At 60.7% G+C, this 26,027-nt stretch carries 26 protein-coding genes; 14 read left to right on the top strand and 12 right to left on the bottom strand.

Features of this window, described 5'->3' with window-relative positions; all coding sequences use genetic code 11:
- Positions 1 to 2: 2 nt before the first annotated feature.
- Positions 3 to 758 (bottom strand): 4-hydroxy-tetrahydrodipicolinate reductase, encoded by a 756-nt coding sequence (gene dapB / locus ACGHP5_RS16275; protein ID WP_290531995.1) that lies wholly within the window; start codon positions 756 to 758, stop codon positions 3 to 5.
- 114 nt (positions 759 to 872) lie between these two features.
- Between dapB and truA the strand changes: the two genes are divergently transcribed.
- The 3 genes from truA (at position 873) to ACGHP5_RS16260 (ending at position 4,028) form a co-directional block, all read left to right on the top strand.
- Positions 873 to 1,652 (top strand): tRNA pseudouridine(38-40) synthase TruA, encoded by a 780-nt coding sequence (truA, locus tag ACGHP5_RS16270; RefSeq protein WP_290531994.1) that lies wholly within the window; start codon positions 873 to 875, stop codon positions 1,650 to 1,652.
- Positions 1,649 to 1,837, top strand: a complete 189-nt coding sequence (locus ACGHP5_RS16265) for a PLDc N-terminal domain-containing protein (RefSeq protein WP_290531993.1) — start codon at positions 1,649 to 1,651, stop codon at positions 1,835 to 1,837. Before truA ends, ACGHP5_RS16265 begins: the two co-directional genes overlap by 4 nt.
- 160 nt (positions 1,838 to 1,997) lie before the next feature.
- Positions 1,998 to 4,028 (top strand): sensor histidine kinase, encoded by a 2,031-nt coding sequence (locus ACGHP5_RS16260; RefSeq protein WP_390567718.1) that lies wholly within the window; start codon positions 1,998 to 2,000, stop codon positions 4,026 to 4,028.
- A 91-nt stretch (positions 4,029 to 4,119) separates the two neighbouring features.
- Here ACGHP5_RS16260 and lpdA read toward each other — a convergent pair whose 3' ends face one another.
- Positions 4,120 to 5,496 carry a dihydrolipoyl dehydrogenase gene (gene lpdA, locus ACGHP5_RS16255; RefSeq protein ID WP_390567716.1) on the bottom strand — a complete coding sequence of 459 codons (1,377 nt, stop codon included), beginning with the start codon at positions 5,494 to 5,496 and terminating at the stop codon, positions 4,120 to 4,122.
- A complete protein-coding gene (locus tag ACGHP5_RS16250; protein WP_337757509.1) occupies positions 5,496 to 7,190 on the bottom strand; it encodes a C69 family dipeptidase in 1,695 nt (564 codons plus the stop codon). The genes lpdA and ACGHP5_RS16250 overlap by 1 nt, the downstream gene beginning before the upstream one ends.
- A gap of 286 nt (positions 7,191 to 7,476) precedes the next feature.
- Between ACGHP5_RS16250 and ACGHP5_RS16245 the strand changes: the two genes are divergently transcribed.
- The 3 genes from ACGHP5_RS16245 (at position 7,477) to proC (ending at position 10,310) form a co-directional block, all read left to right on the top strand.
- Positions 7,477 to 8,703 (top strand): WD40-like domain containing protein, encoded by a 1,227-nt coding sequence (locus tag ACGHP5_RS16245; protein ID WP_390567713.1) that lies wholly within the window; start codon positions 7,477 to 7,479, stop codon positions 8,701 to 8,703.
- Positions 8,704 to 8,805: 102 nt separating this feature from the next.
- Entirely contained in the window at positions 8,806 to 9,483 is a 678-nt protein-coding gene (locus tag ACGHP5_RS16240; RefSeq protein ID WP_390567711.1) for a YggS family pyridoxal phosphate-dependent enzyme, read from the top strand.
- 38 nt (positions 9,484 to 9,521) lie between these two features.
- Positions 9,522 to 10,310, top strand: a complete 789-nt coding sequence (gene proC / locus ACGHP5_RS16235; protein WP_390567709.1) for a pyrroline-5-carboxylate reductase — start codon at positions 9,522 to 9,524, stop codon at positions 10,308 to 10,310.
- A 237-nt stretch (positions 10,311 to 10,547) separates the two neighbouring features.
- Here the strand turns inward: proC and ACGHP5_RS16230 are convergent, their stop codons facing one another.
- The 6 genes from ACGHP5_RS16230 to ACGHP5_RS16205 all read right to left on the bottom strand — a co-directional run bounded on the left by ACGHP5_RS16230 (position 10,548) and on the right by ACGHP5_RS16205 (position 15,707).
- Positions 10,548 to 11,741: a peptidoglycan DD-metalloendopeptidase family protein gene (locus tag ACGHP5_RS16230; protein ID WP_390567707.1), complete on the bottom strand. Its 1,194-nt coding sequence runs from the start codon at positions 11,739 to 11,741 to the stop codon at positions 10,548 to 10,550.
- A 15-nt stretch (positions 11,742 to 11,756) separates the two neighbouring features.
- Entirely contained in the window at positions 11,757 to 12,329 is a 573-nt protein-coding gene (locus ACGHP5_RS16225) for a DUF3109 family protein (RefSeq protein WP_390567705.1), read from the bottom strand.
- Positions 12,326 to 13,309, bottom strand: coding sequence for a D-alanine--D-alanine ligase family protein (locus ACGHP5_RS16220; protein ID WP_290531984.1), 984 nt, complete (start codon positions 13,307 to 13,309; stop codon positions 12,326 to 12,328). Before ACGHP5_RS16220 ends, ACGHP5_RS16225 begins: the two co-directional genes overlap by 4 nt.
- Position 13,310: 1 nt before the next feature.
- Positions 13,311 to 14,120, bottom strand: coding sequence for an adenylyltransferase/cytidyltransferase family protein (locus ACGHP5_RS16215; protein WP_390567703.1), 810 nt, complete (start codon positions 14,118 to 14,120; stop codon positions 13,311 to 13,313).
- Position 14,121: 1 nt separating this feature from the next.
- Positions 14,122 to 14,685, bottom strand: coding sequence for a guanylate kinase (gene gmk, locus ACGHP5_RS16210; protein ID WP_290531982.1), 564 nt, complete (start codon positions 14,683 to 14,685; stop codon positions 14,122 to 14,124).
- A gap of 161 nt (positions 14,686 to 14,846) precedes the next feature.
- Positions 14,847 to 15,707 carry a YicC/YloC family endoribonuclease gene (locus tag ACGHP5_RS16205; RefSeq protein ID WP_290532070.1) on the bottom strand — a complete coding sequence of 287 codons (861 nt, stop codon included), beginning with the start codon at positions 15,705 to 15,707 and terminating at the stop codon, positions 14,847 to 14,849.
- Positions 15,708 to 15,979: 272 nt separating this feature from the next.
- Between ACGHP5_RS16205 and serC the strand changes: the two genes are divergently transcribed.
- From serC to ACGHP5_RS16170, 7 genes are all read left to right on the top strand, one after another.
- Positions 15,980 to 17,053, top strand: coding sequence for a 3-phosphoserine/phosphohydroxythreonine transaminase (gene serC / locus ACGHP5_RS16200; RefSeq protein ID WP_290531981.1), 1,074 nt, complete (start codon positions 15,980 to 15,982; stop codon positions 17,051 to 17,053).
- 83 nt (positions 17,054 to 17,136) lie between these two features.
- Positions 17,137 to 18,060 (top strand): 3-phosphoglycerate dehydrogenase, encoded by a 924-nt coding sequence (locus tag ACGHP5_RS16195; RefSeq protein WP_295900818.1) that lies wholly within the window; start codon positions 17,137 to 17,139, stop codon positions 18,058 to 18,060.
- A 79-nt stretch (positions 18,061 to 18,139) separates the two neighbouring features.
- Complete coding sequence (locus ACGHP5_RS16190; protein ID WP_390567700.1) at positions 18,140 to 19,387, top strand: DUF1015 domain-containing protein; 1,248 nt, start codon at positions 18,140 to 18,142, stop codon at positions 19,385 to 19,387.
- A gap of 302 nt (positions 19,388 to 19,689) precedes the next feature.
- Positions 19,690 to 19,917, top strand: coding sequence for a 4Fe-4S binding protein (locus ACGHP5_RS16185; RefSeq protein ID WP_290531978.1), 228 nt, complete (start codon positions 19,690 to 19,692; stop codon positions 19,915 to 19,917).
- A gap of 3 nt (positions 19,918 to 19,920) precedes the next feature.
- Positions 19,921 to 21,015 (top strand): 3-methyl-2-oxobutanoate dehydrogenase subunit VorB, encoded by a 1,095-nt coding sequence (locus ACGHP5_RS16180; RefSeq protein WP_290531977.1) that lies wholly within the window; start codon positions 19,921 to 19,923, stop codon positions 21,013 to 21,015.
- A 6-nt stretch (positions 21,016 to 21,021) separates the two neighbouring features.
- Positions 21,022 to 21,789: a thiamine pyrophosphate-dependent enzyme gene (locus ACGHP5_RS16175; protein WP_290531976.1), complete on the top strand. Its 768-nt coding sequence runs from the start codon at positions 21,022 to 21,024 to the stop codon at positions 21,787 to 21,789.
- A 4-nt stretch (positions 21,790 to 21,793) separates the two neighbouring features.
- A complete protein-coding gene (locus ACGHP5_RS16170; protein ID WP_015546220.1) occupies positions 21,794 to 22,336 on the top strand; it encodes a 2-oxoacid:acceptor oxidoreductase family protein in 543 nt (180 codons plus the stop codon).
- A 67-nt stretch (positions 22,337 to 22,403) separates the two neighbouring features.
- On the opposite strand, the gene ACGHP5_RS16165 is transcribed toward ACGHP5_RS16170, so the two are convergent.
- Positions 22,404 to 23,327: a hypothetical protein gene (locus ACGHP5_RS16165; RefSeq protein ID WP_290531975.1), complete on the bottom strand. Its 924-nt coding sequence runs from the start codon at positions 23,325 to 23,327 to the stop codon at positions 22,404 to 22,406.
- A 527-nt stretch (positions 23,328 to 23,854) separates the two neighbouring features.
- On the opposite strand from ACGHP5_RS16165, the gene ACGHP5_RS16160 reads away from it, so the two are divergent.
- A complete protein-coding gene (locus ACGHP5_RS16160; RefSeq protein ID WP_290531974.1) occupies positions 23,855 to 24,547 on the top strand; it encodes a peroxiredoxin in 693 nt (230 codons plus the stop codon).
- 115 nt (positions 24,548 to 24,662) lie between these two features.
- Here ACGHP5_RS16160 and fmt read toward each other — a convergent pair whose 3' ends face one another.
- Entirely contained in the window at positions 24,663 to 25,634 is a 972-nt protein-coding gene (fmt, locus tag ACGHP5_RS16155) for a methionyl-tRNA formyltransferase (RefSeq protein WP_337772219.1), read from the bottom strand.
- Positions 25,631 to 26,023 carry a VOC family protein gene (locus ACGHP5_RS16150; RefSeq protein WP_295900789.1) on the bottom strand — a complete coding sequence of 131 codons (393 nt, stop codon included), beginning with the start codon at positions 26,021 to 26,023 and terminating at the stop codon, positions 25,631 to 25,633. Before ACGHP5_RS16150 ends, fmt begins: the two co-directional genes overlap by 4 nt.
- Positions 26,024 to 26,027: the final 4 nt, after the last annotated feature.

Raw genomic sequence — 26,027 nt, 5'->3', positions numbered from 1 at the left:
AATTATTTCAGCAGGTCGTCCATCGAGTAGACGCCTTGTTTTCCGCAGAGGAATTCGGCAGCCACGACGGCTCCCAGGGCCAGCGTGCGGCGGTTTTTGATCGTGTGCCTGATTTCCAGCACGTCGTCCTCCGATTCGTAGGTCACGGTGTGGATGCCCGGGACGGCGCCTTCGCGCACGGAGCGGATTTCGATCCGGTCGGCGGGCGCCTCCCCGCTGCGCTCGATGCGGTTCGCGGCGTTCTCGATGCCCGGGGCCAGGTTGACCCAGCCCTGCTTGCCGGCGAGGTTTTCGACGATGCCCTCGGCCAGCGTGATGGCCGTGCCGCTCGGCGCGTCCCTCTTCTGGGTGTGGTGCACCTCCTCGATACGTACGTCGTAGCCGCCCACGCGGCCGATCATCGCCGCCAGCTGCCGGTTGAGGCGGAACATCAGGTTCACGCCCAGGCAGTAGTTCGAGGCGTAGAACAACGCCCCGCCCCGCTCGCGGCACAGCTCCTGCAATTCGCCGAGGCGGTCGGTCCAGCCCGTCGTGCCGCTCACCACCGCCACGCCGCATTCGATGCAGGTGCGGATGTTGCGGTAGGCCGTTTCGGGCATCGTGAACTCCAGCGCCGCGTCGATGCCCGCCAGATGTGCGGCGTCGAGTTCGTGCGCATTGTCCGTGTCGATGACGAGGGCCGTTTCGTGGCCCCTTTCGGCGAGTATCCGTTCGATCTCGCGTCCCATTTTACCGTATCCTATGATCGCTGCTTTCATTTGTTTTGTCGAGATATTCGTACAAAGATACGAATTATTTGTGAATCTAAACGCAGGAGAGCGTACAATAGTATTCCGGAATTTCGTATATTTGCCGAACAAATCATTTCCGGCATGCGCTATTTTCTCGAACTCCGGTACAACGGGGCCGCCTACTGCGGCTGGCAGCGGCAGCCCGACCAGCCTTCCGTGCAGCAGACGCTCGAACGTGCGCTCGCTACCCTGTTGCGCGAACCGGTCTCCGTGACGGGCGCCGGGCGTACCGACACGGGGGTCAATGCGGCCTACTACGTGGCGCACTTCGACTGCGAACGGCCCGTCGACGATCCTGCGCAGACGGTCTACAAGCTCAATTTCCTGCTTCCCGGGGATATCTCCGTGGGCAGCATGACGCCCGTCGCGGAGGATGCCCACGCCCGCTTCCACGCCCGCGAACGGGAGTACCGTTATTTCATCGAGCCGCGCAAGAATCCCTTCACGCGGCATCTGACGTGGCAGTATTACGTTCCGCTCGACGTCGGGCGGATGAACGAGGCGGCGGCGATGCTGCCGGAGTTCGACGATTTCACCTCTTTCGCCAAGCTCAATTCGAACAACAAGACCAATATCTGTCATGTGAAGGAGGCCGTCTGGACCGTCAGTCCCCGCGGCACGATGTGTTTCACGATCCGTGCGGACCGGTTTTTGCGCAACATGGTGCGGTCGCTGGCCGGCACGCTGGTCGACGTGGGCCGCGGACGGTACACGCCCGGCGAGTTCCGCGAGATCGTCGCGAGCCGCGACCTGTCGCGGTCGAGCGCCGGCGCCCCGGCCCAGGGGCTGTTCCTCTCGGACGTGGTTTACCCGGCGGACATATTCGAACATCAATGTTTTTCTAAATTCAAATTGTTATGATTGGAACGATTATTTGGCTGATCGGCCTCGTGTGCGCGATCTGGTGCGTGCTGGACATCTTCAAAAAGAACATCTCCACGGCGGGAAAGGTCATCGCGTCGGTCGTGGTGCTGCTCACCAGCTGGGTGGGGTTTGCGGTTTACTACTTCTACGGCCGCGACCATTTGCAGGAGTGGTTCAAGTGACGATCCCGTGCACCGAAATGCCAGGCGGCGGACCCCATCGGGTCCGCCGCCTGTTTTTCCCGTGGTCCGCATTCGGAAGCGGCACATAAACTCCACATTTTAACGCGGCGGTTTGAATCCTCGTTTTTTTTGCCTACATTTGATGAACAATACCCGGCTTATGACTAAATTGCTGTGGATGCTGCTTTGCGTAGGCTTCACCGCCTCGGCGTCCGCATTTCCCAAAGACCGTCTGATCGATTCGCTCAAAGGCGCGTACGCCGCCGAGGGCGATGCGCGGAGGCGGGTGGACATCCTGCTCAACCTCAAGGACCTGACCGATTCGTCGGAGGACGAAATGTTCTATGCGCGCAAACTCTTCGACGAGGCCTTTGCCGCAGGCGACGCCTTCGCCGTCGGGTCGTCGCTCGGTTCGCTGGCTTCCTATTACATCGCCCGTCCCGGATCGGCCGACTCGCTCGGAAAACTGCTCCGCGCCGTGGAGCCGCTGCTGGAAGGCAGCAGCATGGAGGGACTTCCGGCCTATTACCGCATGGTGGACATGGCGCGCCGGATTCAGGTCGCCGGGACGGAGGAGTCCGTGCGGCTGTGCCAGGACTACGTCGACTCGGTCCGCACCAGCCCGCCGCATACGGTCTGCGACGAGGCTTCCCAGCTCTTTCTGAAGGGCATCGCCGCCTATAAACTCGGTTCGGCCGAGGGCCGGATGCACATGGAGCGCGGACTCCCCTACTGGACCGACGAAGCCGCCCTGCTGCCGAAGATGCGGCCCACCGCGCGGCGGAATTTCCACGCCAACCTGATTACCTGCCTGATCTCGGTGTACGGCACCACGAGGGACCGCGACGCTCTGGTGCGCACCGCCGACGACTACCTGGCGATGCTCGACGCCTATTACCTCGATCCGGAGGTCGTGCGCCGCCGCCCCTACATTCCCAAGGAGATGTCCTACCTGGTCTGCTACTATACGATGTGCACCTCGCCGCTGATCGACCGCCAGCGGGCCGGCGCCTATTACGACCGCTACCGCCGTTTCGTGGAGAGCTCCTCGTCGCAGGACAACATGCTGCTGGACCGGCACTGGTTCTACAATATCAGCGTTTCCTATTACGAACACTGGGGCGATTACGCCAATGCGATGGTTTACAACGATTCGCTGATCCTGGTTTCGCGCCCCGCAGGCATGTCGGCGCAGCTGGCGGACATGTATGCCCGGCGGGCGAATCTCTACGAACGCATGGGGCGCTACAAGGAGGCCGGCGGCGCGTATAGGGAGGTGATCGCCGTGCGCGACTCCCTTGCGTCGCTGCAATATGCGCAGCGCGTGGGCGAACTGGAAGTGCAGTACGGGCTGGACAAGGTCGAGCGCGACCGGGCGCTGCTGCTGGCCCAGAAACGCCGTAACCTGCTGTGGTTCATTGCAGTCATCCTGGCCATCGCCATCGTCGCGGTGGTCTATCTGTGGCGTAACCTCACGCGCATCAAGCATTTGGAGCACAACCTGCGCATCGAATCCCAGCGGGCGCTGGAGAGCGACCGCCTCAAACGCGATTTCATGGGTTCGATGAGCCACGAGATCCGTACGCCGCTGAACGCCATCAACGGTTTTGCCGAACTGATCGCCGAAGGCGGGCTTTCGAAGGAGGAGAGCGTCGAATTCGCGCAGATCATCCGCGACAACACGCAGTTGTTTACGGCTCTGATCAACGACATGCTCGAAGTCTCGCAGCTGGACAATACGGTTGCGGAGCTGCCCAAGATGCCGGTGGACATCTGCCAGCTCATCCGCACCGAGATCGAGCGCCTGCCGCCGAAGGACGGGGTCGAATACCGGATGGATTTCGCCGGGCCGGAGATCGTCGTGCCGCTCCACCGCGGCTATGTGACGGAACTGATCCGCGAACTGCTCAAGAACGCCGTCAAATTCACCCCGAAGGGTTCGGTCACGGTCGCCTGCGGCTGTGCCGGGAACGGCCTGTTGACCCTCTCGGTGACCGATACGGGCTGCGGCATCGACCCTGCGGATGCGGAACGGGTTTTCGAGCGGTTCTACAAGGCCGATCCCTTTGCGCAGGGCCTCGGGCTGGGGTTGAGCCTCTGTCGGCTGATCGCCCGGAAGTCGGGCGGGGAGATACGCCTCGACACTTCCTATACGCAGGGCGCGCGCTTTGTCGTGACGCTGCGGGTCTGAAAGATTTGAAAGGACCGTGCCTTGAATCGAACCGCCCCTGCCGCTATGTTGTGCGGCAGGGGCGGTTCGGCTTATCGGGACGGTTCGGCTGTCAGAGATGGATCGCCGCGCCCATCGCCGCTTCGGCGGCCTCCATGATGCCCTCGTTCATCGTCGGATGGGCGTGGATCGTGCGGGCTATCCGGTGGGCCGTGGCGCCCAGCGTGCGCGCCAGCGTCGGCTCGGCCAGCATCTCGGTCACCGAAGCCCCGACCATGTGCGCCCCCAGCAGGCGGTCCTCCGCGTCGAAGAGCAGTTTGACGAATCCGTCGCGGTCGCCCGCCGCCGTGGCCTTGCCCGATGCGGTGAAGGGGAAACGCCCTGCCTTATAGGCGATGCCGCGCTCCTCGGCCTGCCGCTCGGTCATGCCGACCGACGCCACCTCGGGCTGTGTGAAGATGCACGACGGAATGGTCGTGTAGTCCACCGGCGCGGGGTCGAGTCCGCAGATGGACTCCACGCAGCAGACGGCCTCGGCCGAAGCCACGTGCGCCAGCGCCGGACCCGGCACGATGTCGCCGATGGCGTAGATGCCCGGGACGTTGGTGCGGTAGAACGCGTCCACGACGATCTTGTCGCGCTCCGTGGCGACGCCCAGCTCTTCGAGTCCGATGCCTTCGATGTTGGACTTGATGCCCACGGCCGACAGCACGATCTCCGCCGTGAGCGTTTCCGCGCCCTTTTTGCCTTCGACCTCCACTTCGCAAAGCCCTTCGGCATTGACCTTCACGGCTTTTACCGTGGTTGCCGTGAGCACCGTCGCGCGCAGTTTGCGGAACGTGCGCTCCATGGTCTTCGACACCTCCTCGTCTTCGAGCGGCATCATGCGGGGCATGTATTCGACGATGGTGACCCGCACGCCCAGCGCGGCGTAAAACCACGCGAATTCGCTGCCGATGGCTCCCGAGCCTACGACGATCATCGATTCGGGCAGGCGCGTGAGCGTCAGCGCCTGCCGCGAGGAGATCACATGCTCGCCGTCTACGGGCATGAAGGGCATTTCGCGCGGCCTGGCTCCCGTGGCGAGGACGATGTGGTCGGCCTCGTACTCCGTGCCGTCCACGTCGAGTCGTCCCGGGGCCGTGAGGCGCCCGAATCCGGGGATCAGGTCGATGTTGTTCTTGTTCAGCAGGAACTGCACGCCCTTCGACATGGTCTCGGCCACGCCGCGTGAACGCGCCACGATCTTTTCCAGATTCGGCCGGATCTCTCCGGACGCTTCCAGTCCGTAATGCTCCGCATTTTTGCAGTATCCGTAGACCTGCGCGCTCTTGAGCAGCGCCTTGGTCGGGATGCAGCCCCAGTTGAGGCAGACGCCTCCCGGTTCGGCGCGCTCCACGAGCGCCACCTTTTTGCCTAATTGCGCGGCACGGATCGCCGCCACATAACCTCCGGGGCCGCTGCCCACGATGATGATGTCGTACTGCATTATTTTACTGCTTTTAAGACTTCTCCGTTATCGGCCGCCACGGCGCGTTTCCACTTCTCGTTGTAGCCCGGGAACTGAATTTTGCCGGGGATCTGTTTGCCGTTGCCGTTGTCGACGAAATGCGCCGGGCCGCCGTCGCCGTCGAGGAACGACAGCACGTCGCCGTGCTCGCTCTTCACATTGCCGTCCATGTATTTCACCAGCAGGTAGCCATTGAGTTTCTGCCAGCGGTCGAAAAGCTGCTGTGCCGTCGAAACGCTCAGCTCCGTGAGGTAGCCGCGCCGTGCCCCGGGCGACATTTTGCCGACTTTGGCGTTGAGCGCCTGCACGTTGCGGAGCATGTCGTTCTCCCACTTGTCCGCGACCTTGCGGATGTCCGCCGAGATCATGTCATACCGCATGTAGGCGAAATTGGTCGTGCGGTTGAAGAGCCAGAACGCCGACGTGGGCGAATATTCGAGCATCGAGCCGTTGCCCTCGCGGAAGCACTCGGGAACCTCCTGTGCCGAGCAGAAGATCGGCGTCAGGCACGAGGTGGCCGCGTCGTCCACGCCGAACCAGAGGATGCCCATGTCGTCTGTCACGCCAGGCCGGGCCTGCGCCACGAACCAGAATCCGGTCTGCTGGGTGGCCGTGGCGCGCTCGTTGACGTACTTCACGCCGTCGACCTCGAACTCCATCGGGCGCCAGCGGTAGGGACAGTTGTGGCCTCCGGCGCCGATGTCGGCGGTCATGTCCATCGGAGTTCCTTCGTAGTGGTCGCGCATGCAGTCGAAGACCGTTTTGGGCGACACCTTCGCGCGGGGCTTCACCCACAGCGGCATGCGGTTGTCCTTGTTGTGGCCCATCGCGTAGTCGGTGTATCGGTCCATGTCGTCGGCCACGGTGCGGAAGAAGGCCCACACGCGGGCTTCGCAGGCGCGCATGGCGCCGAAGTCGAGCGGCGCATAGGCGTCGCAGAAGCTGAAATCGGCGTCCGGGCCGTCGTAGTAACCCATCTCACGGGCGAACGAGATCACGTCCGGGGAGTAGAGGCAGTTCTCGGGATCGTCCTTCGGGAAGGTGGTGATGCGGGCCTGGTTGGCGTGGGCCGAGACATAGCCGTCGGGAATGCGGCGCGCCACCCAGACGATGCCTTTGCGGGTGTTCCGGCCCTTTTTGTCGAGCTTGCAGCCCTTGCCGATCAGCTCCATGATCCACGCCTCGTTCGGGTCGGCGATCGAGAACGACTCGCCGCTCGACGCATAGCCGTAGGTGTCGGCCAGCTCGGCGATCACGCCGATGGCCTCGCGGGCGGTCCTGGCCCGCTGCAACGTAATGTATATCAGCGATCCGTAGTCCATGCGGCCCGTCGAGTCCTCCAGTTCGGGACGGCCTCCGTAGGTCGTTTCGCCGATGATGAGCGAATGCTCGTTCATGTTGCCGATGGTCGACCAGGTCTCTTTGACCTGCGGGATGTCCGTCAGGTAACGGCCCGTGTCCCATTCGTAGACGGGCAGCATCGCCCCGGACTTGTGCTTGCCGCCGGGGGTGTGGTACAGCGCGCCGTAGAGCGCGTGGGAGTCCGCCGCATAGGTGACCATCACCGAACCGTCGGTCGAAGCTCCTCGGGTGACGATGAAATTGGTGCAGGCCGACGCCGCGCCGTATGCGCATACGGCTGTCGCTGCAAGAATCAATCGGAGTTTTTTCATTGTTTTTCGGGTTTTGACACCAAAGATAGTAAAAAGTCGGACAGATGCAAAACCGAATTGCATGCGGTCGGGCAAAAAAAAGTCGGACAGGTGCAAACGGAAGCGCGTCCGGCCCGGCAAAACCTTCCGATTTACTGAAAGCGTCGTTGCGGCACCGGTCCCAAAGATGGGAAACGATGCGGAAACGGTAGAAAAACGCTATCTTTGTAATCGGATGCGCGTACTGCATATCCCGGAAATGCCCCCCCCCGGAGCGGAGGTAAAAATATGAAATTCAAATGCTTGAATGAAAAGGATTCTGTTCCTGCTCCTTTCCGGGGCGATTTTCGGGGCCTGTTCTTCGGATAAGAACCGGGTTCCCGTTTTCGTGAAGAACGTCGTCATGCCGCCCGATTCGTGGGTCTTTACGCCCGGCGACGAGGTGACCGTCTCGGCCGAAGGGTTCGAGTCCGACGATGAAATCATGCTCGAAATCTACTGGACGGACGGTTCCGGGGCGTTCGCTCCGGAGGGCTACGCCAAGGGCGTGCGGGGGATCGTCTCGTCGCGTACGGCCACGGGTATCACCTTCCTGGCCCCGGGGCACTACCCCGCTTCCACGGTCCGGGTGCTGTTGTTCCGCCGGGGCAGGATGATGCCGCTGGGTAAGATCCGGGTCGCCGACGGGCAGCCCGGGGAGGCGGCGCTCTACGGCCTTTCGGTTTTCGATACGGACGAAACCCGCGTCGACCGGATCGACCCGGCGACGGGCGGCGTAACGCCGGTCAAAACGCTCGGCGTCGGTCGGGGAATCGCCTGCCCGGTGGGCGTTCCCGGCTCGGGCTGGATTTACGGCCTGTACTCCGGTTCGGCGGTGGGTGTCGATCTGACGATGAAGTACTGGAACGACTTCGGGTTCGGCGATTATCTGTTTGCCGGGCTGGTTTCCGACTCTTCCGTGGGATTCCTGAACTACGATTCCGGGCGGCTGACGCTGACCACGCAAACCGTGACCCGCACTTCGCCCGTCTCCCCGGTCTCCTGGCAGATACCCGGGGAGGTCGTGCAGACGCTGGCCGTGCAGCCGTTCGTGCGGGTCGGTTCCGAACTGCTGCTGGCGCAGCGCAACGCCGACGGGACGTGCGCTCCGCTGGTGTTGAGGGTCTACGGCGGATCGGGGTCGGGCGAAGCCGTCGGGGCCGATGCGATGATTCCCTTCCGGACTGTGGCAGCCCCGGCCGACGAGCCGGAAAAACTGTACCAGGTGGGCGGCTATGCCGTTTCGGTCGGAGGCAAAACGCAGCTGCGGCTGTTCAACGCTGCCGGTGACGGCGCTTTCGGCGAGACGCTGGCTGAAGTTCCGGGCACGGCGCTTTCGGTCACGGAGTACGCTCCCGATAAGGATTCGCTGGAAATCTACCTGCTGTGCGAGGCGGACGGCACGCGCCGCATTCACGTCTACGATGCGCTGAAGAAGACGCAGCGGACGCTTCCCGGGGAGTTCGGCTGCTCGGAGATCGTCGTGGCGAAATAGGGTTTTCGGGCAGAAAAACGAGTCGCAGGTCCGGATTTTTCCCGGGTCTGTTTCACGTTGTACGAATTTTGCGTATTTTTACCGGGTAAAACTGAAAGACCAATGTCGGATATAGCTTGTCAACTGTCGTTCGTGCGCTCGATGCTTCCCGGGGGCGTCACGCTGGTGGCCGTGTCGAAAACTCATCCTGCGGAGGCGATCCGCGAGGCCTACGACGCCGGCCACCGCGTTTTCGGCGAGAGCCGCCCGCAGGAACTGCGCGAAAAACACGAAGCCCTGCCCAAGGACATCGAGTGGCACATGATCGGCCACCTGCAGACCAACAAGATCAAATACATCGCCCCGTTCGTCGCGCTGATCCATTCGGTCGACAGCGCGCGGCTGGCCGAGGCGATCCAGCGCGAGGCGGCCAAGTGCGGGCGGACGCTCGAAATCCTTCTGGAGATCCGCGTCGCCGAGGAGGAGACCAAGACGGGCTGGGACATGGCCGGGCTGATGGAGTACGTCCGCACGGCCCCGTTTGCCCGCATGCCGAACGTCTGCGTGCGGGGCGTGATGGGCATTGCCACCAATACCGACGACGGCGGGGCGATACGCCGTGATTTCATGGAGCTGAAACGCTGTTTCGAGCTGCTGCAACCCTACTTCGGGCCGCGGTTCAACACGCTGTCGATGGGCATGTCGCACGACTATCCGCTGGCTGTCGAGTGCGGTTCGACGATGGTGCGCGTCGGTTCGTTGATATTCGGCCGGCGCGGGCTTAAGAAGCCCGTTTTATGAGTGGTTGCTGCACGAATGATAAATTATACCAGACTTATATGAAAATCGGTTTTATCGGATTCGGAAATATGGCGCAGGCCATGGCGGGCGGGTTTGTCCGCTCGGGGGCCGTGCGGCCCGGCGACATCGGCGCGTGCGCGCGCGACCGTGTGAAATTGCAGCGCAATACGGAGCCGCAGGGCTTCCGGGCTTTCGACGATGCGGCGGCACTCGTCGCGTTCGCCGATCTGGTGGTCGTCGCCGTGAAGCCCTACCAGGTCGAAGCGGTGCTTACGCCCGTACGGGAACAACTGGCGGGTAAGATCGTCGTTTCGGTGGCCGCGGGCGTCACGTTCGACGATTACGAGCGGATGCTCGCCCCCGGCACGCACCATTTGAGTACCGTTCCCAACACGCCCGTTTCGGTCTGCGAAGGCATCGTCGTCTGCGAACGCCGCCATTCGCTTTCGGACGGGGAGTGGCGGCAGGTGGAGGCGCTCTTTTCGAAGATCGGCCTCGTCCTGCCGATGGACACCGCCCTGCTCGGCATATCGAGTGCCGTCTGCGGCTGCGGTCCGGCGTTCGTCGCCATGTTCATCGAGGCGCTCGGGGACGCTGCCGTCAAGCACGGCGTTGCGCGCGCCGACGCCTACTGCATGGCGGGCCAGATGATCGTCGGGACCGGGAAATTGCAGCTCGCCACGGGGCAGCATCCCGGTGCGATGAAGGACGCCGTCTGCTCGCCCGGCGGAACGACGATCGCGGGCGTCGCCGAACTGGAGCGCAAGGGCTTCCGCGGTGCGGTGATCGATGCCATCGACGCCGTTCAGCGCAAGAAACCCGTCTAAAAGACGGGTTTTAGGGAGCGATGGGCAAGTCTTCCGGCTTCCTGTCCGGTTCTGCGCCCGCCTAAAAGGCGGGTTTTAGGGGCGGACGGTGGCTTCGGGACGCTTGTCATCCGGTTCTGCGCCCGGGGCCGGGAATCGTTTTTTGGGGCTTCGGGACGAAGCGACGCCGTTTGCGTCCGAATGGAAAACCGCCGGACTTTTTCGAAAGTTCCGGCGGTTTCTGTATCGGGGACTGCCCTATCGCACCCGCAGCGAGCGTCCGATGCGCAGCACGGTGGTCGACTTGATGCCGTTCAGGCGGCAGAGGTTCGTCACGGTCGTTCCGTAGCGGCGGGCGATGCCGCCCAGCGTGTCGCCCGAACGGATCTTGTAGTATTTCATGGCGGCCTTCTCGGCGGCTTCCTTCTTGTCCTGCTCCTCGTTGGCGATCTCGTCTTCGAAATCCTGCCCGGCGTTGGAGTAGATGCTGAAGAACGACTTCTTCAGGAGGAAGGTCTCGCGGTTCAGCGTTCCGTTCTTGAAGTCGATCAGGCGTTCGGGGTCGAACGACTGCCCGTAGTAACGGGTTTCGAAATGGAGATGGGGACCCGTCGAACGGCCCGTCGAACCGCCCAGACCGATGATCTGCCCCGCCTCGACCCACTGGTCGGGTTCCACCAGACGTTCCGACAGGTGGCCGTAATAGGTCTCCAGCCCGTTGTCGTGGCGGATGATCACCAGATTGCCGTAGCCGCCCTTGTTGTACTGCGAGATGCGCACGCGGCCGCAGAAGGTGGCGTATACCGGATCGCCCATCTTCAGCGGCAGGTCCACGCCCTGGTGCTGGCGCCGGCGCCGCGGGCCGTATTTGCCGCGCGGGTGTACCGAACCCTGATAGGGGCAATGGTAGCTGGTCAGCGAGTCGACGAGGTCGATCACCACCGATTTGGGCATTCCCGACATGTCGACCTCCTTGTAGGGAAAGAGCGTCGTCGTGTCCCAGTATTTCTCGAAAATCGTGCTGTCTTTGGCCACCTCGCGGTTGAGGATGTATTTCCAGCTGTTGTTGCTGTACAGTATCACCTGCACGGCGTCGTTTTCCGTGGCCAGGGTGTCGAGCACGGTCAGGCCGTTGGTGTCGAAGATGGACTCGATTTTCGTGGGACGGAGGCGCAGGCGCAGCGCCGCCACCGAATCCGCTGCGGCCTGCTCCGGGTCGATGACCGGTGCGGGTTCCGGGGCCTCTGTCTCTCCGGCCGTGCGGTCTGCGACGAGGACGATGCTTTGCAGCGAGTCGATCAGCGCGGCCTGCCGCAACGCCACCGAACGGAGCGAATCGGCCGCGGCAATTTCGCGGGCCGCTGCGTCGGCCGTCCGTGAGTTTTTGGGCTTGCGGGCCGTCGCGGTGAAGACCATCGAGAGGGCGATGCAGGTAAGGATGTATTTTTTCATAGTCTCTTATTTCTCTTATTGTTGTCTGATCAGTTCTTCGGCGGCTTCCAGCGCCTTGTAGAATTCCTCGCCGAAACGGCGGACGATCGGTTCCCGGAGGGCTTTGTAGACCGGGATGCCCAGCCTGGCGCCGCACCGGCGGGCCGGGGCGCACACCGACCAGCGGTGGTAGTTGAGCCCCACCGTGCCGTTCGAAAAACGCATCACGCGGATCGGATAGAGGTGGCACGAAATCGGCTTGCGGAACGGGGTCCTGCCTTCGGCCCACGCCTTTTCGATGGCGCAGAGCGTCACGCCGTTCTCCGTGTAGGTATAGGCGCACTCGGCTCCGTTGACCAGCGGTGTCGTCAGGTCGCCGTCCTCGTCGACGACCATGAATCCCTGCCGTTCGACGGCCCCGATGCCTTCCGCCGTCATGTAGGGCCTGTAATTGGGGTATTCGCGTTCGAGGATCTCCACCTCGTCGGCTTCGAGCGGCGCCCCGGCGTTGCCTTCGACGCAGCAGATCCCTTTGCACTGCGCGATGTCGCAGGCGAAACATTCGCGCAGCAGGTCGGCGCTTACGATTTTGTCGTCTATCTCGATCATTTGCGGCAGGTGTCGGCGATGATGATGTCGTAGAGTTCCCCGAGCGACATACCCATTTCGCGGGCCTGCTTGGGGACGATGCTTCCGGCGCTCATGCCGGGAATCGAGTTCAGCTCGATGAAATAGGGCACGCCCTCGGGGGTGACGATGAAGTCCACCCTTACTACGCCCGAGCAGCGGCAGGTGCGGTACGCCTCGCGGGTCATGCGGTTCAGCTCGGCCTTCACCTCCGGGGTGATGTCCGCCGGGGTGATCTCGTCCGAATAGCCTTCGGTGTACTTGGCCTGGTAGTCGAAGAAATCTTTTTTGGAAACGATCTCCGTGATCGGGAAAACATACTCCCTCCCGCCGGCGACGAGCATTCCGCAGCCCATTTCGCGGCCCGTGACGCACTCCTCGATCAGAATCTCGTCACCCTGGGCGAATGCCGCTTCGACGGCCGCCGGAAGCTCCTCCGGGGCGTGCACCTTCGTCACGCCGAACGACGAGCCGTTGGCGTTGGGTTTCACGAACAGGGGTATTCCCAGTTCGGCGATGATCTGCGCCGGGTCGAATGCTTCGCCGCGGCGCAGGAACACCTCGCGGGCCAGGTTGACACGGCCCGCGAGCGTGCGTTTGGTGGTGATCTTGTCGAAGGTGATGACTGACGAGGTCATCGAGCACGACGAATAGGGAACGCCCATCATGTCGAGGTAGCCTTGCAGTTTGCCGTCCTCTCCCGGTGTGCCGTGAATGATGATGAGGGCATAATCGAAGAGCTTGCGAACGCCGTCGACGGTGATCGAGAAGTCGTTCTTGTCGACCTGCCACTGCCGCCCGTCGGGGGCCGTGTAGTGCCAGTCGCGGCGGTGGAGGTCTACGACCGTGATGTCGTATTTCGAGTGGTCGAGGGCCGCCTCGATCTGGGCGGCGCTCTGAAGGGCGATTCCCCGTTCGGGCGAGTCTCCGCCCGCCAGGAGGGCTATCTTCAAACGTGTCATTTCAGGGGTTGTATATGTCTTTGTATCGGAATTCCAGTATCTCCTGCACCATCCGGGCGAACTCCTTGGCTTCGACGTGCTCCGCGTCGATGCGCAGTGCGGCGTTGAAGTCGTTGAGCGCCGGACCCCACTCGCCCATCCGGTAGTGGAGTTTTCCGCGCTCGACGTAGAGCGCCGTGTTTTCGGGTTCGGCGGCGATCTGCGCCCCGAGGGCCGCGATGCGCGTCGCGGGACTCCACAGTCCTTTGCGGCGGATGTAGGCGGCGACGCCTTCGTCGAGCATGGCGGCGACGTCCTCGCCCCGCCCGATGCGGTCGCGCACGTCGGTCGAGGCGAAGTCCTGCAACGGGGCGTCCGTCAGCGGCGTGATGCGTCCTTCGAATCCTTCCGCCGGTTCGCCGCGCCGCGGGTAGACGTAAACCGGGTATTCGAGGATCCGTTCATACTCCTTCCACCCCGGGAGGCGTGCGATCTGGTCGCTGCCCATCAGGATCGAGAACTGCATCTCCGATCCGAAGTTTTCCTTTAGGTAACGCAGGGTATCTATTGTGTATGAGGGCTTCGGTAGCAGAAACTCCACGACCGAAGGTTTGATTCTATCCGGATATGCCGAAGCCGCGCAGGCGATTTCGGCCATTTCGAAACGGTCCATCTCGGGAGCCAGTTCCGCGGCTTGTTTATAGGGGCTTTGGGGCGAAACGACCAGCACGGCTTCGTCGCAGAGACCCTGCCCGACGACGTATTCCGCCAGCGCGATGTGGCCTTTGTGCACGGGGTTGAACGACCCGAAATAGAGCATGACCCGTTTCATCCTACCGTGCGATGAATTGGTCGAGGATGCTGCACGTGCCGCACACGGCCTCGTCGAGGCAGTCGTTGACCACCACGTGGTCGAACTCGGGGGCTTTCGTCAGTTCGAATTCGGCCTTGGCCACGCGGCGGTCGATCACCTCCGGGGCGTCCGTGCCGCGGCCTTCGAGCCGTCGGCGCAGCTCCTCGACCGAAGGCGGCATGATGAACACCGAGCAGGCCTCGTCGCCGAAGATGCGCTTGAGGTTGATGCCGCCGACCACGTCGACGTCGAAGACGATCACATGGCCCTTGGCCCAGATGCGCTCCACCTCCGAGCGCAGCGTGCCGTAGCAGGTTCCCTTGTAGACCTCCTCCCACTCCACGAAGCGGTTTTCGGCCACGGCCTGCATGAACTCCCCGTGCGAGAGGAAGTAGTAGTCCACCCCGTCGCGTTCCTGGCCGCGGGGGGCGCGGCTGGTCGCCGAGATGGAAAATTCGAACTGCGGATAGCGTTCCAGCAACCGGTGGACGATAGTGGTTTTGCCCGAGCCGCTCGGGGCCGAGAATATGATTACCTTACCCATAATCAGATGGCGATTGATTTTATGTCGGTTAGCAACCCGGTCTCCTGTTGTTGTCGCCGCCGTTGGCGTCGTTTACAAGTCTGACCCCGCTCCAAAACCCTCCCTCGGGAGGGGCTTATCGCATGCGACCGGGTTGTCAGCCGGAATCCGTCCGGATATTTCTACAATATGTTCAACACCTGTTCCTTGATCTTCTCCAGCTCGTCCTTCATCTTGACCACGAGAATCTGGATGTTCGGCTCATTGGCCTTCGAACCCATCGTGTTGATTTCGCGGCCCATCTCCTGCGCGATGAAGCCCAGCTTGCGCCCTGCGCCCTCCTCCGAAGAGGCCACTTCGCGGAAGTAGTTGCAGTGGTTCGTGAGGCGCACCTTCTCCTCGGTGATGTCGAGTTTTTCGAGGTAGAAGATCATCTCCTGCTCCAGGCGGTTGCGGTCCACGTCGACGGCCAGTTTCGAGAGGTTGTCCAGAATGCGGGCCTTGACGGTCTCGGTGCGGGCTTTCTCGAAGGGCACGACCTCCTCCCGGTACTGTTCGATCAGCTCCACGCGGCGTAGCAGGTCGGCGATCAGGATGGCGCCTTCCTGCGCCCGGAAGGCGTCGAGTTGCGCGGCGGCGGCCTCCACGGCTGCGATCAGCCCGGCGTGCTCCTCCTCGGAGATGGCTTCGGCCTCGGTCGCCACGACGTCCGGAAGGCGCATGATCACCGGCAGGATGGCGTCGTAGCCGGCGTCGATGCCCGAGAACGAAAGCGTGTCGTTCATCTGGCGGAGGTATTCGCGGAACACCTCGCGGTTGATGCGCGCCGGTGTCTCGACGGACTGCGACTCGACCGAGACGAAGACGTCGACCTTGCCTCGCTGGATCGTGCGGGCGATCAGGTTGCGGATTTCGTATTCCGACTGCCGGTAGACTGCCGGTAGCCGCAGCGAGAGGTCCAGCTGCTTGGAGTTCAGCGAGCGGATCTCGACCGTGATTTTCTTATTTCGGAGTGTGGCCTCGCCTTTGCCGAAGCCGGTCATTGATTTTACCATGTGTATGGGAACTTGTGTTTCCGGCCGGGACAACGCAAACCGGTGGCGGAGCCGGATTTGTCCGTTCCGCCGGGCCGCCCTGTCCGGGACCGGGGTTTATTCCCGGCAAAATTAATAAAAACAATCCAAAAAGAGACGCATTCTTCCTGCGGATTGAAATTTATTTGGCTATATTTGTATTTATGAAATTTTTTTATTTATATTTGTGTTAGTAAACTAACAGTTAGGAGTCAGATCATTCAAATCACATACGAATTATTATGAAAAAGCACAATTTCAATGCGGGACCTTCCATTCTGGCGGACGAGGTCATCGAAAATGCAGCCAAGGCAATTCTCGACTTCAACGGATCGGGTCTTTCGCTGCTCTCGATCTCGCACCGGACGAAGGATTTCGACGACGTGATGGCCGAGGCCGACGCTCTTTTCCGCGAGTTGCTCCACATTCCCGACAACTACAAGATCATCTATCTGGGGGGCGGTGCAAGTACCTACTTCTTCGAAATCCCCGCCAACTTCCTGGGTAAGAAGGCCGGTTATGTGAATACGGGTGTCTGGGCCAAGAAGGCCATCAAGGAGGCGAAACGTTACGGCGAAGTGGAAGTGCTGGCTTCGTCCGAGGACAGGAACTTCACCTATATCCCCAAGGGTTTCGCCATTCCCGCCGACCTGGACTATGTGCATATCACCTCTAATAATACGATCTACGGCACGGAGTACCACGAGGACCTCTCGTCGCCCGTGCCCCTGATCGCCGACATGTCTTCGGACATCCTCTCGCGCCCGGTGGACGTTTCGAAATACGCCATGATCTACGGCGGCGCGCAGAAGAACCTGGCTCCCGCGGGCGTGGCGTTCGCCATCATCCGCGAGGACATGCTGGACAGGATCGTCCGCGACCTGCCGACGATGATGTCGTTCCGCACTCACGTCGAGAACAACTCGATGTTCAACACCCCTCCCGTGTTCCCGATCTACGTCCTGAAGGAGACCCTGAAGTGGCTCAAGTCGATCGGCGGCGTCGACGAAATCTACCGCCGCAACAAAGAGAAGGCCGCGCTGCTCTACGACGAGATCGACCGCAACCCGCTCTTCCGCGGAACGGTCGAAAAGGAGGACCGTTCGCTGATGAACATCTGCTTCGTGATGGCCGAGGGCTGCGAGGAGCTGGCTCCCGAGTTTATGGAGTTCGCCAAGAGCCGCGGCATGGTCGGCATCAAGGGCCACCGCCTGGTGGGCGGCTTCCGCGCGTCGTGCTACAACGCCCTGCCGAAGGAGAGCGTCGAGGCTCTGGTGGCCTGCATGCGGGAGTTCGCCGAGGCGCATAAGAAATAACCCCGATGTGTCCGACCATCGTCCCGCTGATGCGGGAGACAAAAAGAGAACAGGATATTTATTTCACGTCATTGATCGAAACTATGAAAATACTGGTTGCAACGGAAAAGCCCTTCGCCAAAAAGGCCGTGGACGGAATCCGTAAGATCGTCGAGGACGCCGGATACGAACTGGCGCTGCTCGAAAAATACACTGACAAGAGCCAGCTGCTCGAGGCCGTGGCCGACGTCGACGCGCTGATCGTCCGCAGCGACAAGGTGACCGCCGAGGTCATCGCCGCGGCGAAGAACCTGAAGATCGTGGTCCGTGCCGGCGCGGGTTACGACAACGTGGACCTCGCGGCGGCTTCGGCGCGGGGCATCGTGGTGATGAACACCCCGGGCCAGAACTCCAACGCCGTGGCCGAACTGGCGCTGGCCATGATGGTCTTCATGTCGCGCAACCGGTTCACGCCGGGCACGGGCACGGAAATCCAGGGCAAGACCCTCGGCATCCATGCCTACGGCAACGTCGGCAGGCTGGTGGGCCGCAAGGGCAAGGCGTTGGGCATGCATGTTGTTGCGTACGATCCGTTCATCACCGACGGGGCGGTCTTCGAGGCCGACGGCGTGAAGAAGGTGGCGACGGTCGAGGAACTGTACCGCGTTTCCGACTTCCTGTCGCTGCACATTCCCGCCACGACGGAGACGAAAGGCTCGATCGGCTACGACCTGATGATGTCGATGCCCAAGGGCGCCACGCTGGTCAACACCGCCCGCAAGGAGGTGATCGACGAGGAGGGCGTAGTGCGTGCCATGACCGAGCGCGAGGACCTGAAATACATCACCGACATCGCCGCCGGCAACCAGGCCGAGCTGGACGAGAAGTTCGGCAAGCGGGTTTTCGCCACGGCGAAGAAGATGGGCGCCGAGACCGCCGAGGCCAATGTCAACGCGGGACTCGCGGCCGCCAACCAGATCGTGGACTTCCTGAAAAACGGCAACACCCGTTTCCAGGTCAACAAATAGAAACCAACCGTGCGAAAAGGCGGGTGCGCATATCTCATATGACGGACCCGCTTTTTCGCCTTAAAACAACCGATGCATTATGGTTAGAATAAAACCTTTCCGCGCAGTCCGTCCCCCGAAGGAGCATGCCTCCGAGGTGGCTTCGCGTCCCTACGATGTACTCAACTCCGCCGAGGCGAAGTCCGAAGCCACCGAGCGCTCGCTGTTGCACATCATCAAACCCGAGATCGACTTCGAGCCTATCGCCGACGAGCATTCGCAACCCGTTTACGACAAGGCGGTCGAGAATTTCCGCCGCTGGCAGTCCGAGGGCTGGCTGCGGCAGGACCCCGAAGAGTACTACTATATATATGCGCAGACGATGGAGGGCCGCACGCAGTACGGCCTTGCGATGTGCTGCCATTTCGAGGACTACCTCTCGGGGGCGATCAAGAAGCACGAACTGACGCGTCCCGACAAGGAGGAGGACCGCATGATCCACGTCCGCAACCAGAAGGCCAACATCGAGCCGGTGTTCTTCGCCTACCCCGACGACGCCGAGATCGACGCCATCGTCGCCGACGTGGTGAAGAACAACGCCCCGGAGTACGATTTCACGGCCGCCGACGGCTTCGGACACCGGCTGTGGGTGATCCGCGACCGGAAGACCAACGACCGCATCACGGAGATTTTCGCAGGCATCCCGGCGCTGTACGTCGCCGACGGACACCACCGCACGGCCGCCGCGGCGCGCGTGGGACAGGAGTGCCGCGCCAATAACCCGGGCCATACGGGCTGCGAGGAGTACTGCTATTTCCTGGCCGTGACCTTTCCGGCGGGCCAGCTCCGCATCATCGACTACAACCGCGTGGTGAAGGACCTCAACGGCCTGACGCCCGCGGAGCTGCTCGAGAAGCTGGAGGAGTCGTTCACGGTCGAGGACAAGGGTACGGAGGAGTACCGCCCCGCGGCGCTGCACAACTTCTCGATGTATCTCGAAGGCCGCTGGTACAGCCTGACGGCCAAGCCGGGCACGTACGACGACAACGACCCGATCGGCGTGCTGGATGTCACGGTGCTGTCGAACCTGGTGCTGGACCGGATTCTGGACATCAAGGATCTGCGGACTTCGAAGCGGATCGACTTCGTGGGCGGAATCCGCGGGCTGGGCGAGTTGAAGCGCCGCGTGGACAGCGGGGAGATGAAGGCGGCGTTCGCCCTCTACCCCGTTTCGATGCAGCAGCTGATCAACATTGCCGATACGGGCAACATCATGCCGCCGAAGACCACGTGGTTCGAGCCCAAACTGCGCTCGGGGGTGGTGATTCACTCGTTCGACGAAAAATAATCGACAAGGGCCGCCCGTTGAGGCGGCCCTTTTTTGCGGGAAACTTGCGGAATCCTGAACCGCCTTTGGACTGGATTGCAAACTGCTTTCCGTCCGGTTCTGTCCGTCCGGGGTGCAAATACGGTCCCGACCCGAAGGCCGAATGACGTCCGAACGGTTTTGTATGCAGGGAGTTCGCGCGGGAGCATGCGGATTTTCTGCTTTTCGTTTGTCGTTTATGCCGAAAGAAATGTTGCAATCCGGATCGTTTTTATCCGATTATTTCGTATATTTGTAAGCAACTTAACAATAACAAGGACGTTATGGCAAAAATCAAAGGAACAATCGTTGTCGACAAGGAGCGCTGCAAGGGGTGCGGGGTCTGTGCGTCCGCCTGCCCGTGCGACGTGCTCGCGCTGTCGGCGGAGGTCAACAGCAAAGGTTATCCCGTTGCGCGGATGGTCAATCCCGATGCCTGCACGGGCTGTGCCTCCTGCGCGGTGATTTGTCCGGATAGCTGCATTACGGTTTATCGTCAAAAATTCGAGTAAGCTATGGCAGAGAAGGAAGTGAAACTGATGAAAGGCAACGAAGTGATCGCCCATGCGGCCATTCGCTACGGTTGCGACGGATATTTCGGATATCCCATCACCCCGCAGTCGGAGGTGATGGAAACCCTCATGGAACTCAAGCCGTGGGAGACCACGGGCATGGTCGTTTTGCAGGCCGAGTCGGAGATCTCTTCGATCAACATGGTTTACGGCGGAGCCTCGACCGGAAAACGGGTGATGACCTCCTCGTCCAGCCCCGGCATCAGCCTGATGTCCGAGGGGCTGAGCTACCTGGCGGGCGCCGAACTGCCCTGCCTGATCGTCAACGTTCAGCGCGGCGGTCCGGGCCTGGGTACGATCCAGCCTTCGCAGGGCGACTATTTCCAGGCCTGCAAGGGCGGCGGCCACGGCGATTTCCACCTGATCGTGCTGGCTCCCAACTCCGTGCAGGAGATGCACGACCATGTGTTCGAGGCGTTCGACCTCGCGTTCAAATACCGCAATCCGGCGCTGATCCTTGCCGACGGTGCCATCGGTCAGATGATGGAGAAGGTGGTGCTCGCACCCCAGCGTCCGCGCAAGACCGACGAGGAGCTGCGGGCCGAGTGCGGCACGTGGGCCGCGCAGGGCAAACCCGCCGGCCGGCCGCGCAACATCGTGACCTCGCTCGAATTGCAGTCGGAGAAGATGGAAGTCATCAACAAGCGGTTGCAGGAGAAATACAAGGCGCTGGAAGAGAACGAGGTGCGTTACGAAGCCATCGAGTGCGACGACGCTGACTACGTCATCGTGGCCTTCGGCTCGTCGGCCCGCATCTGCTCGGCGACGGTCGAAATGGCCCGCGCCGAGGGGCTGAAGGTCGGCCTGCTGCGTCCGATCACCCTCTACCCTTTCCCCAAGAAGCAGCTTGCCGAGATGGCCGCGCGGGGCGTCAAGGGATTCCTCTCGGCGGAACTCAATGCCGGGCAGATGGTCGAGGACGTGCGGCTGGCCGTCAACGGCAAGGCCCCCGTCGAGCATTACGGGCGTCAGGGCGGCATGCTGTTCAACCCGGACGAAGTGCTCGAGGCGCTCAAGGAAAAACTGATTAAAAAGTAGAAGACGATGGCAGAGGTTGAAAAGAAAACGGAGAATCTGGTTTACGCGAAACCGAAACTCATCACCGATAACGTCATGCACTACTGCCCGGGCTGCAGCCACGGCACGGTGCACAAACTCATCGCCGAGGTCGTCGAGGAGATGGGACTCGCGGAGAAGACCGTGGGCGTTTCGCCCGTGGGCTGCTCGGTGTTCGCCTACAATTACATCGACATCGACTGGATCGAGGCGGCCCACGGACGCGCTCTGGCCGTCGCTACGGCTGTGAAGCGACTCTGGCCGCAGAATCTGGTCTTCACCTACCAGGGCGACGGCGACCTGTCGGCCATCGGCACGGCGGAGTCGATTCATGCGGCGGCGCGCGGCGAGAACGTCGTGGCCATCTACATCAACAATGCGATCTACGGCATGACCGGCGGCCAGATGGCCCCGACGACCCTCGTGGGCATGAAGACCGCGACGACTCCCTATGGGCGCGATCCGCGGCTGAACGGCTATCCCTACAAGATCGCCGAGATGATGGCCCACCTCGACGGCACGACCTACATCACGCGGCAGAGCGTGCATACGGCGGCCAACGTGCGCAAGTGCAAGAAGGCGATCCGCAAGGCGTTCGAGAATTCGATGGCCGGCAACGGCTTTTCGCTCGTGGAGGTCGTCTCGACCTGCAACAGCGGGTGGAAACTCTCACCCGTGGCTTCGAACGACTGGCTGGCCGAGAACATGCTGCCCTTCTATCCGCTGGGCGACATTAAAGATGTTAAAAAAGAGTAACGCTATGAAAGAGACGTTGATAATTGCAGGGTTCGGAGGACAGGGCGTCCTCTCGATGGGTAAGATTCTGGCTTACTCGGGGGTGATGCAGGACTTCGAGGTGACGTGGATGCCCTCCTACGGTCCCGAGATGCGCGGCGGTACGGCCAACGTGACGGTGATTCTCTCCGACCGGAAGATTTCGTCGCCCATCGCGCACGAGTTCGACACGGCGATCATCCTGAACCAGCAGTCGATGGAGAAGTTCGAGCCGATGGTCAAGCCAGGCGGCGTGCTGATCTACGACACGAACGGCATCACGCGGCACCCCGTGCGCAAGGACATCGAAGTCTATGCGATCGACGCCACGGCCGAGTGCGCGAAGATGGGCCAGGCCAAGCTGTTCAACACGATGATCCTGGGCGGTTACCTCAAGGTGCGCCCCGTGGTCGCGATGGAGAACGTGATGGTGGGCCTGAAAAAGTCGCTTCCCGAGCGTGCGTGGAAGATGCTCCCGGCCAACGAGGAGGCTATCCGTCACGGCGGCGAGATTATCCGCAAGCGGTAATCCGGCGACACGATATGAAGAACAAAGAAGCGCCCCAGGGGCGCTTTCTTTGTTTTGTGGCGGGGGCTTATTTGATTTTTAATTCATAGAATGCCGCGTTGTTCGGCCCGACGAAAAACCGGCCGTCGAAATAAGTGAGTAGGTTGATCGCCATTGGAATATCTGCTATCGTTACTTCGGTCAATCCATGGGGATTGTTGCCGAAAACCTTTTCGCTATATTCATTCGTCGAAGGTGTATAAATGCCTGTTGTTACTCTGTAATCTCCGTTTTTTCCTCCGGAGAGAGTATAAAGCATTTGCTGTGGATTATATGAACAGACGGCGAGTTTGCCTCCTGTACTGTAACTTGGTCTTGAAATGGATAATTTTTGTGTTGTAATACAGCTTTCTGGATCGAACTGGAAAATGGCCAAGCTTGTGTTATAATAAACTTTATCACCAATCTGACATGCATATTGTAGGAAATCAAAATTTAAGTTTTGTTTGAGATTTTTCCATTGTTTGCTCTCGGGTAGATAGACATGATAGGTATAATAGCTTCCGCAGGAGATGTCGGCAAATAATTTGTTCCCGGCTTTGTATATTCCATTTGTTCTGTTGCCGTCTTCGTTAAATATTGGAATATCGTCGGCTATTTCCCAAGAGTCAGTTGTATCGGCATAAACATAAATCTGTTTATCGCTGCTGTTATAGAAGCAATATAGTTTATCCTGCCATACGAACAGGTTGGTGGAGGGAGCGGGTGCGAGGCTTTGCCACTCGTTTTTTGCCGGAGTATAGCGCAGAAAAGAGGTGCGATTCACATAATAAATTGCGCCCTTCCAAACGATTGCCTGGTCTACCTCCGCGTCGGGGCAGTTCGCCATTTTCGTAAAGGAAATTGTAGCATTGTCCAGCGGTTTCGTCGGGTCGTCGCCGTTGTCGTCGCCTCCGCAGGCGGTCAGCGCAAGGGTGAATATGCCTATGAGTAAAAAGAATTTTGTTTTCATGGTGTGTCGTTGATTTGATGATAGACTTTTGGAACAGGCATATAAAAAACGCAGGCTAAACCGTTATTTGCTATTGAGGTCTTCGACTACCTTGCTGACAAATAAATGAGTAAAGCCCACGTAGAAACGTGAGCGTTTACACTTTACTCTTGTCAGCTGTGAAATTGTCGAAGTTTCAATAGCAAGAAATAAAGCTAACGCTTTTTATATGTATGCGCCGGGAATGCCGCGGCGCGGTTGGATCGGGATGGTGTTCGGTTTGTTATCTGACCATAGGCTACGGGTTTAGGGTTCTTCGTACAAATATACGAATCTTTTCGGAGGAATGAAATCGGATGTCTTTTTATTTTATTCGGAAGTCCGGAAATGCTGCCCGCCTATCCGAAACCGCCGTTTGTGTATACGCTTTCGTGTGCGGCGGGAAATCGGTGTGTAATGTTACCGGCAAATTCCGTATCTTGGAAAGTGAATTCCGACAGGGCATCGACTTTGCATGTCCGGGTATAAACTTTTAAAAACTCCGATTTATGGAAAAGAACGAACAGCAACTGCCGCGGCTCGGCGAGCCGGTTCCGGCATTCGAGGCCATGACGACGCGGGGGAAGATCTCTTTCCCGGCCGATTACAAAGGCAAATGGGTGATTCTTTTCAGCCACCCTGCCGATTTCACCCCGATCTGCACCACCGAAATACTCACCTTCGGGGCGCGTACCGAAGAGTTCCGGGCGCTGAACTGCGAACTGGTGGGTTTGTCCATCGACAGCCGCAACAGTCATATCGCATGGCTCAAGACCATTCGCGAGAAGATCGAGTACAAGGGCATGAAGGATGTGAAGGTCGGGTTTCCGATCATCGACGACGTTTCGATGAAGGTAGCGTCGCTCTACGGCATGATCCAGCCCGGAGAGAGCCAGACCGCCGCCGTGCGTGCCGTGTTTTTCGTCGACCCGAAGGGTGTGCTGCGGGCGATGATTTACTATCCGCTGGCTCTGGGCCGCAATTTCGACGAGATCAGGCGGGTTCTGGTGGGTTTGCAGACCATCGACGCCTTCGGCATCGCGCTGCCCGCCGACTGGCATCCGGGCGACGAGGTGATCGTGCCGATGAAAGGCGACGACCAGGAGAAGACTCCCGAAGGGGCGAAGTGCTACGACTGGTTCTTCTGCACCAAGCCGCTCCCGAAAGAGGAGATCGAACAGAAGCTCGGCGAGAAGGTCTGACGCCTTCGGAGCGTAAAACAAAAAAAGGCTTCCCTGTGGGGAAGCCTTTTTTATCGGGACATGTATATTCGTTTTCCCTGCGATCCGGGACGGTCCGTAAAGCCGGCGCTCCGTCCTATTTCCGGAAACGGCATTGCTGTACGTCGCGCCATCCCAGGAGCAGTTCGCGCACTGCGAGCCGTTTTTTGCCTGCTATCTGTAATTCCCCGAGGACGATCCATCCGTCGGCGCACGCCACGCGGATAAAGGTCCTTCCGTCGCTCTGGAGCGTGCCGCTCGCTTCGCCGTGGGCCGAGGGTTCGAACGACGCCGAGAAAATCTTGGCGCTCGACGCCTCGTCGTCGCCCTCGCGGTACATCTCGGTCCACGCCGCCGGATAGGGCGACAGCCCGCGGACGAAATTCACGATCTCGCGGCCCGGCTTCTCCCAGTCGATCCGGCAGTCCTCCTTGAAAATCTTCGGTGCAGGCCGCAGCGTCGCCTCGTCGATGTGCTGTTGTTCGACGGGCTGGATGTCCCCGGCGGCGATGCGGTCGACGGTCTCGGTCACCAGCGACGTTCCGGTGGTCATCAGCTTTTCGTAAAGCGTGCCGACGTTGTCTTCCGGAAGGATCGGGACCCGGACCTGCCCGATGATGCCGCCCTTGTCGATCTCGTGGTTGAGGAGAAACGTCGTGACGCCCGTTTCGGTCTCGCCGTTGATGATCGCCCAGTTGATCGGCGCGGCCCCGCGGTACTGGGGCAGCAGCGAGGCGTGGAGGTTGAAGGTTCCCAGCCGCGGCATGGCCCAGACGACTTTGGGAAGCATGCGGAAGGCGATCACGATGCCCAGGTCGGGCCGCAGCGCCTCGAAGGCCCCGACGAACTCCGGGGCTTTCAGCTTTTCGGGCTGCAAGACCGGCAGACCCAGCTCCAGAGCTGCGGTCTTAACCTCGCTCTGGTGGAGTTTCTGCCCGCGTCCGGCGGGTTTGTCGGGCGAAGTCACCACCCCCACGACATTGTAGCCGCCGGCGACGAGCGCCCGCAGCGACGGCACGGCGAATTCGGGCGTGCCCATGAATACGATGCGAAGGTCTCTGGCGTTCATGGTGTCTGTTTGCAGGTAAGTTCGATCTGGTTTCCGTCCGGATCGGCCGCGACACTCTCGAAATAGCCGTCGCCTGTGATGCGGGGCTCGCCGAGAATCGGGTGATTGTCGCTGCGGAGCCGCTCGGTCAGCGTGAGCACCTCTTCGCGGCTGCCGAGTTCGAAAGCCAGGTGGCACAGTCCCAGCTGCGTGGCCGAGTTGCGGCCCTGGATGTCCGTTCGGCGCATCAGTTCCAGCCGGCACCCTCCGCCGAACGCCACGAAATAGGATTCGAACCCTTTGTCCGGATTCGTGTATTTGCCGTTGCTGACACCTCCGAAGTAGCGGACATAGAAATCCCGCAACTCCTCCAGTCGTTCGGTCCAGATGGCTATGTGTGCGATCTCCATTTTG

Origin of the sequence: Alistipes sp. i18-0019-D1 (assembly GCF_042852885.1) — a bacterium.
Lineage (GTDB): Bacteria > Bacteroidota > Bacteroidia > Bacteroidales > Rikenellaceae > Alistipes.
Note: the sequence above shows the minus strand (reverse complement) of the source record. Positions and strands in the feature narration are given on the sequence as shown.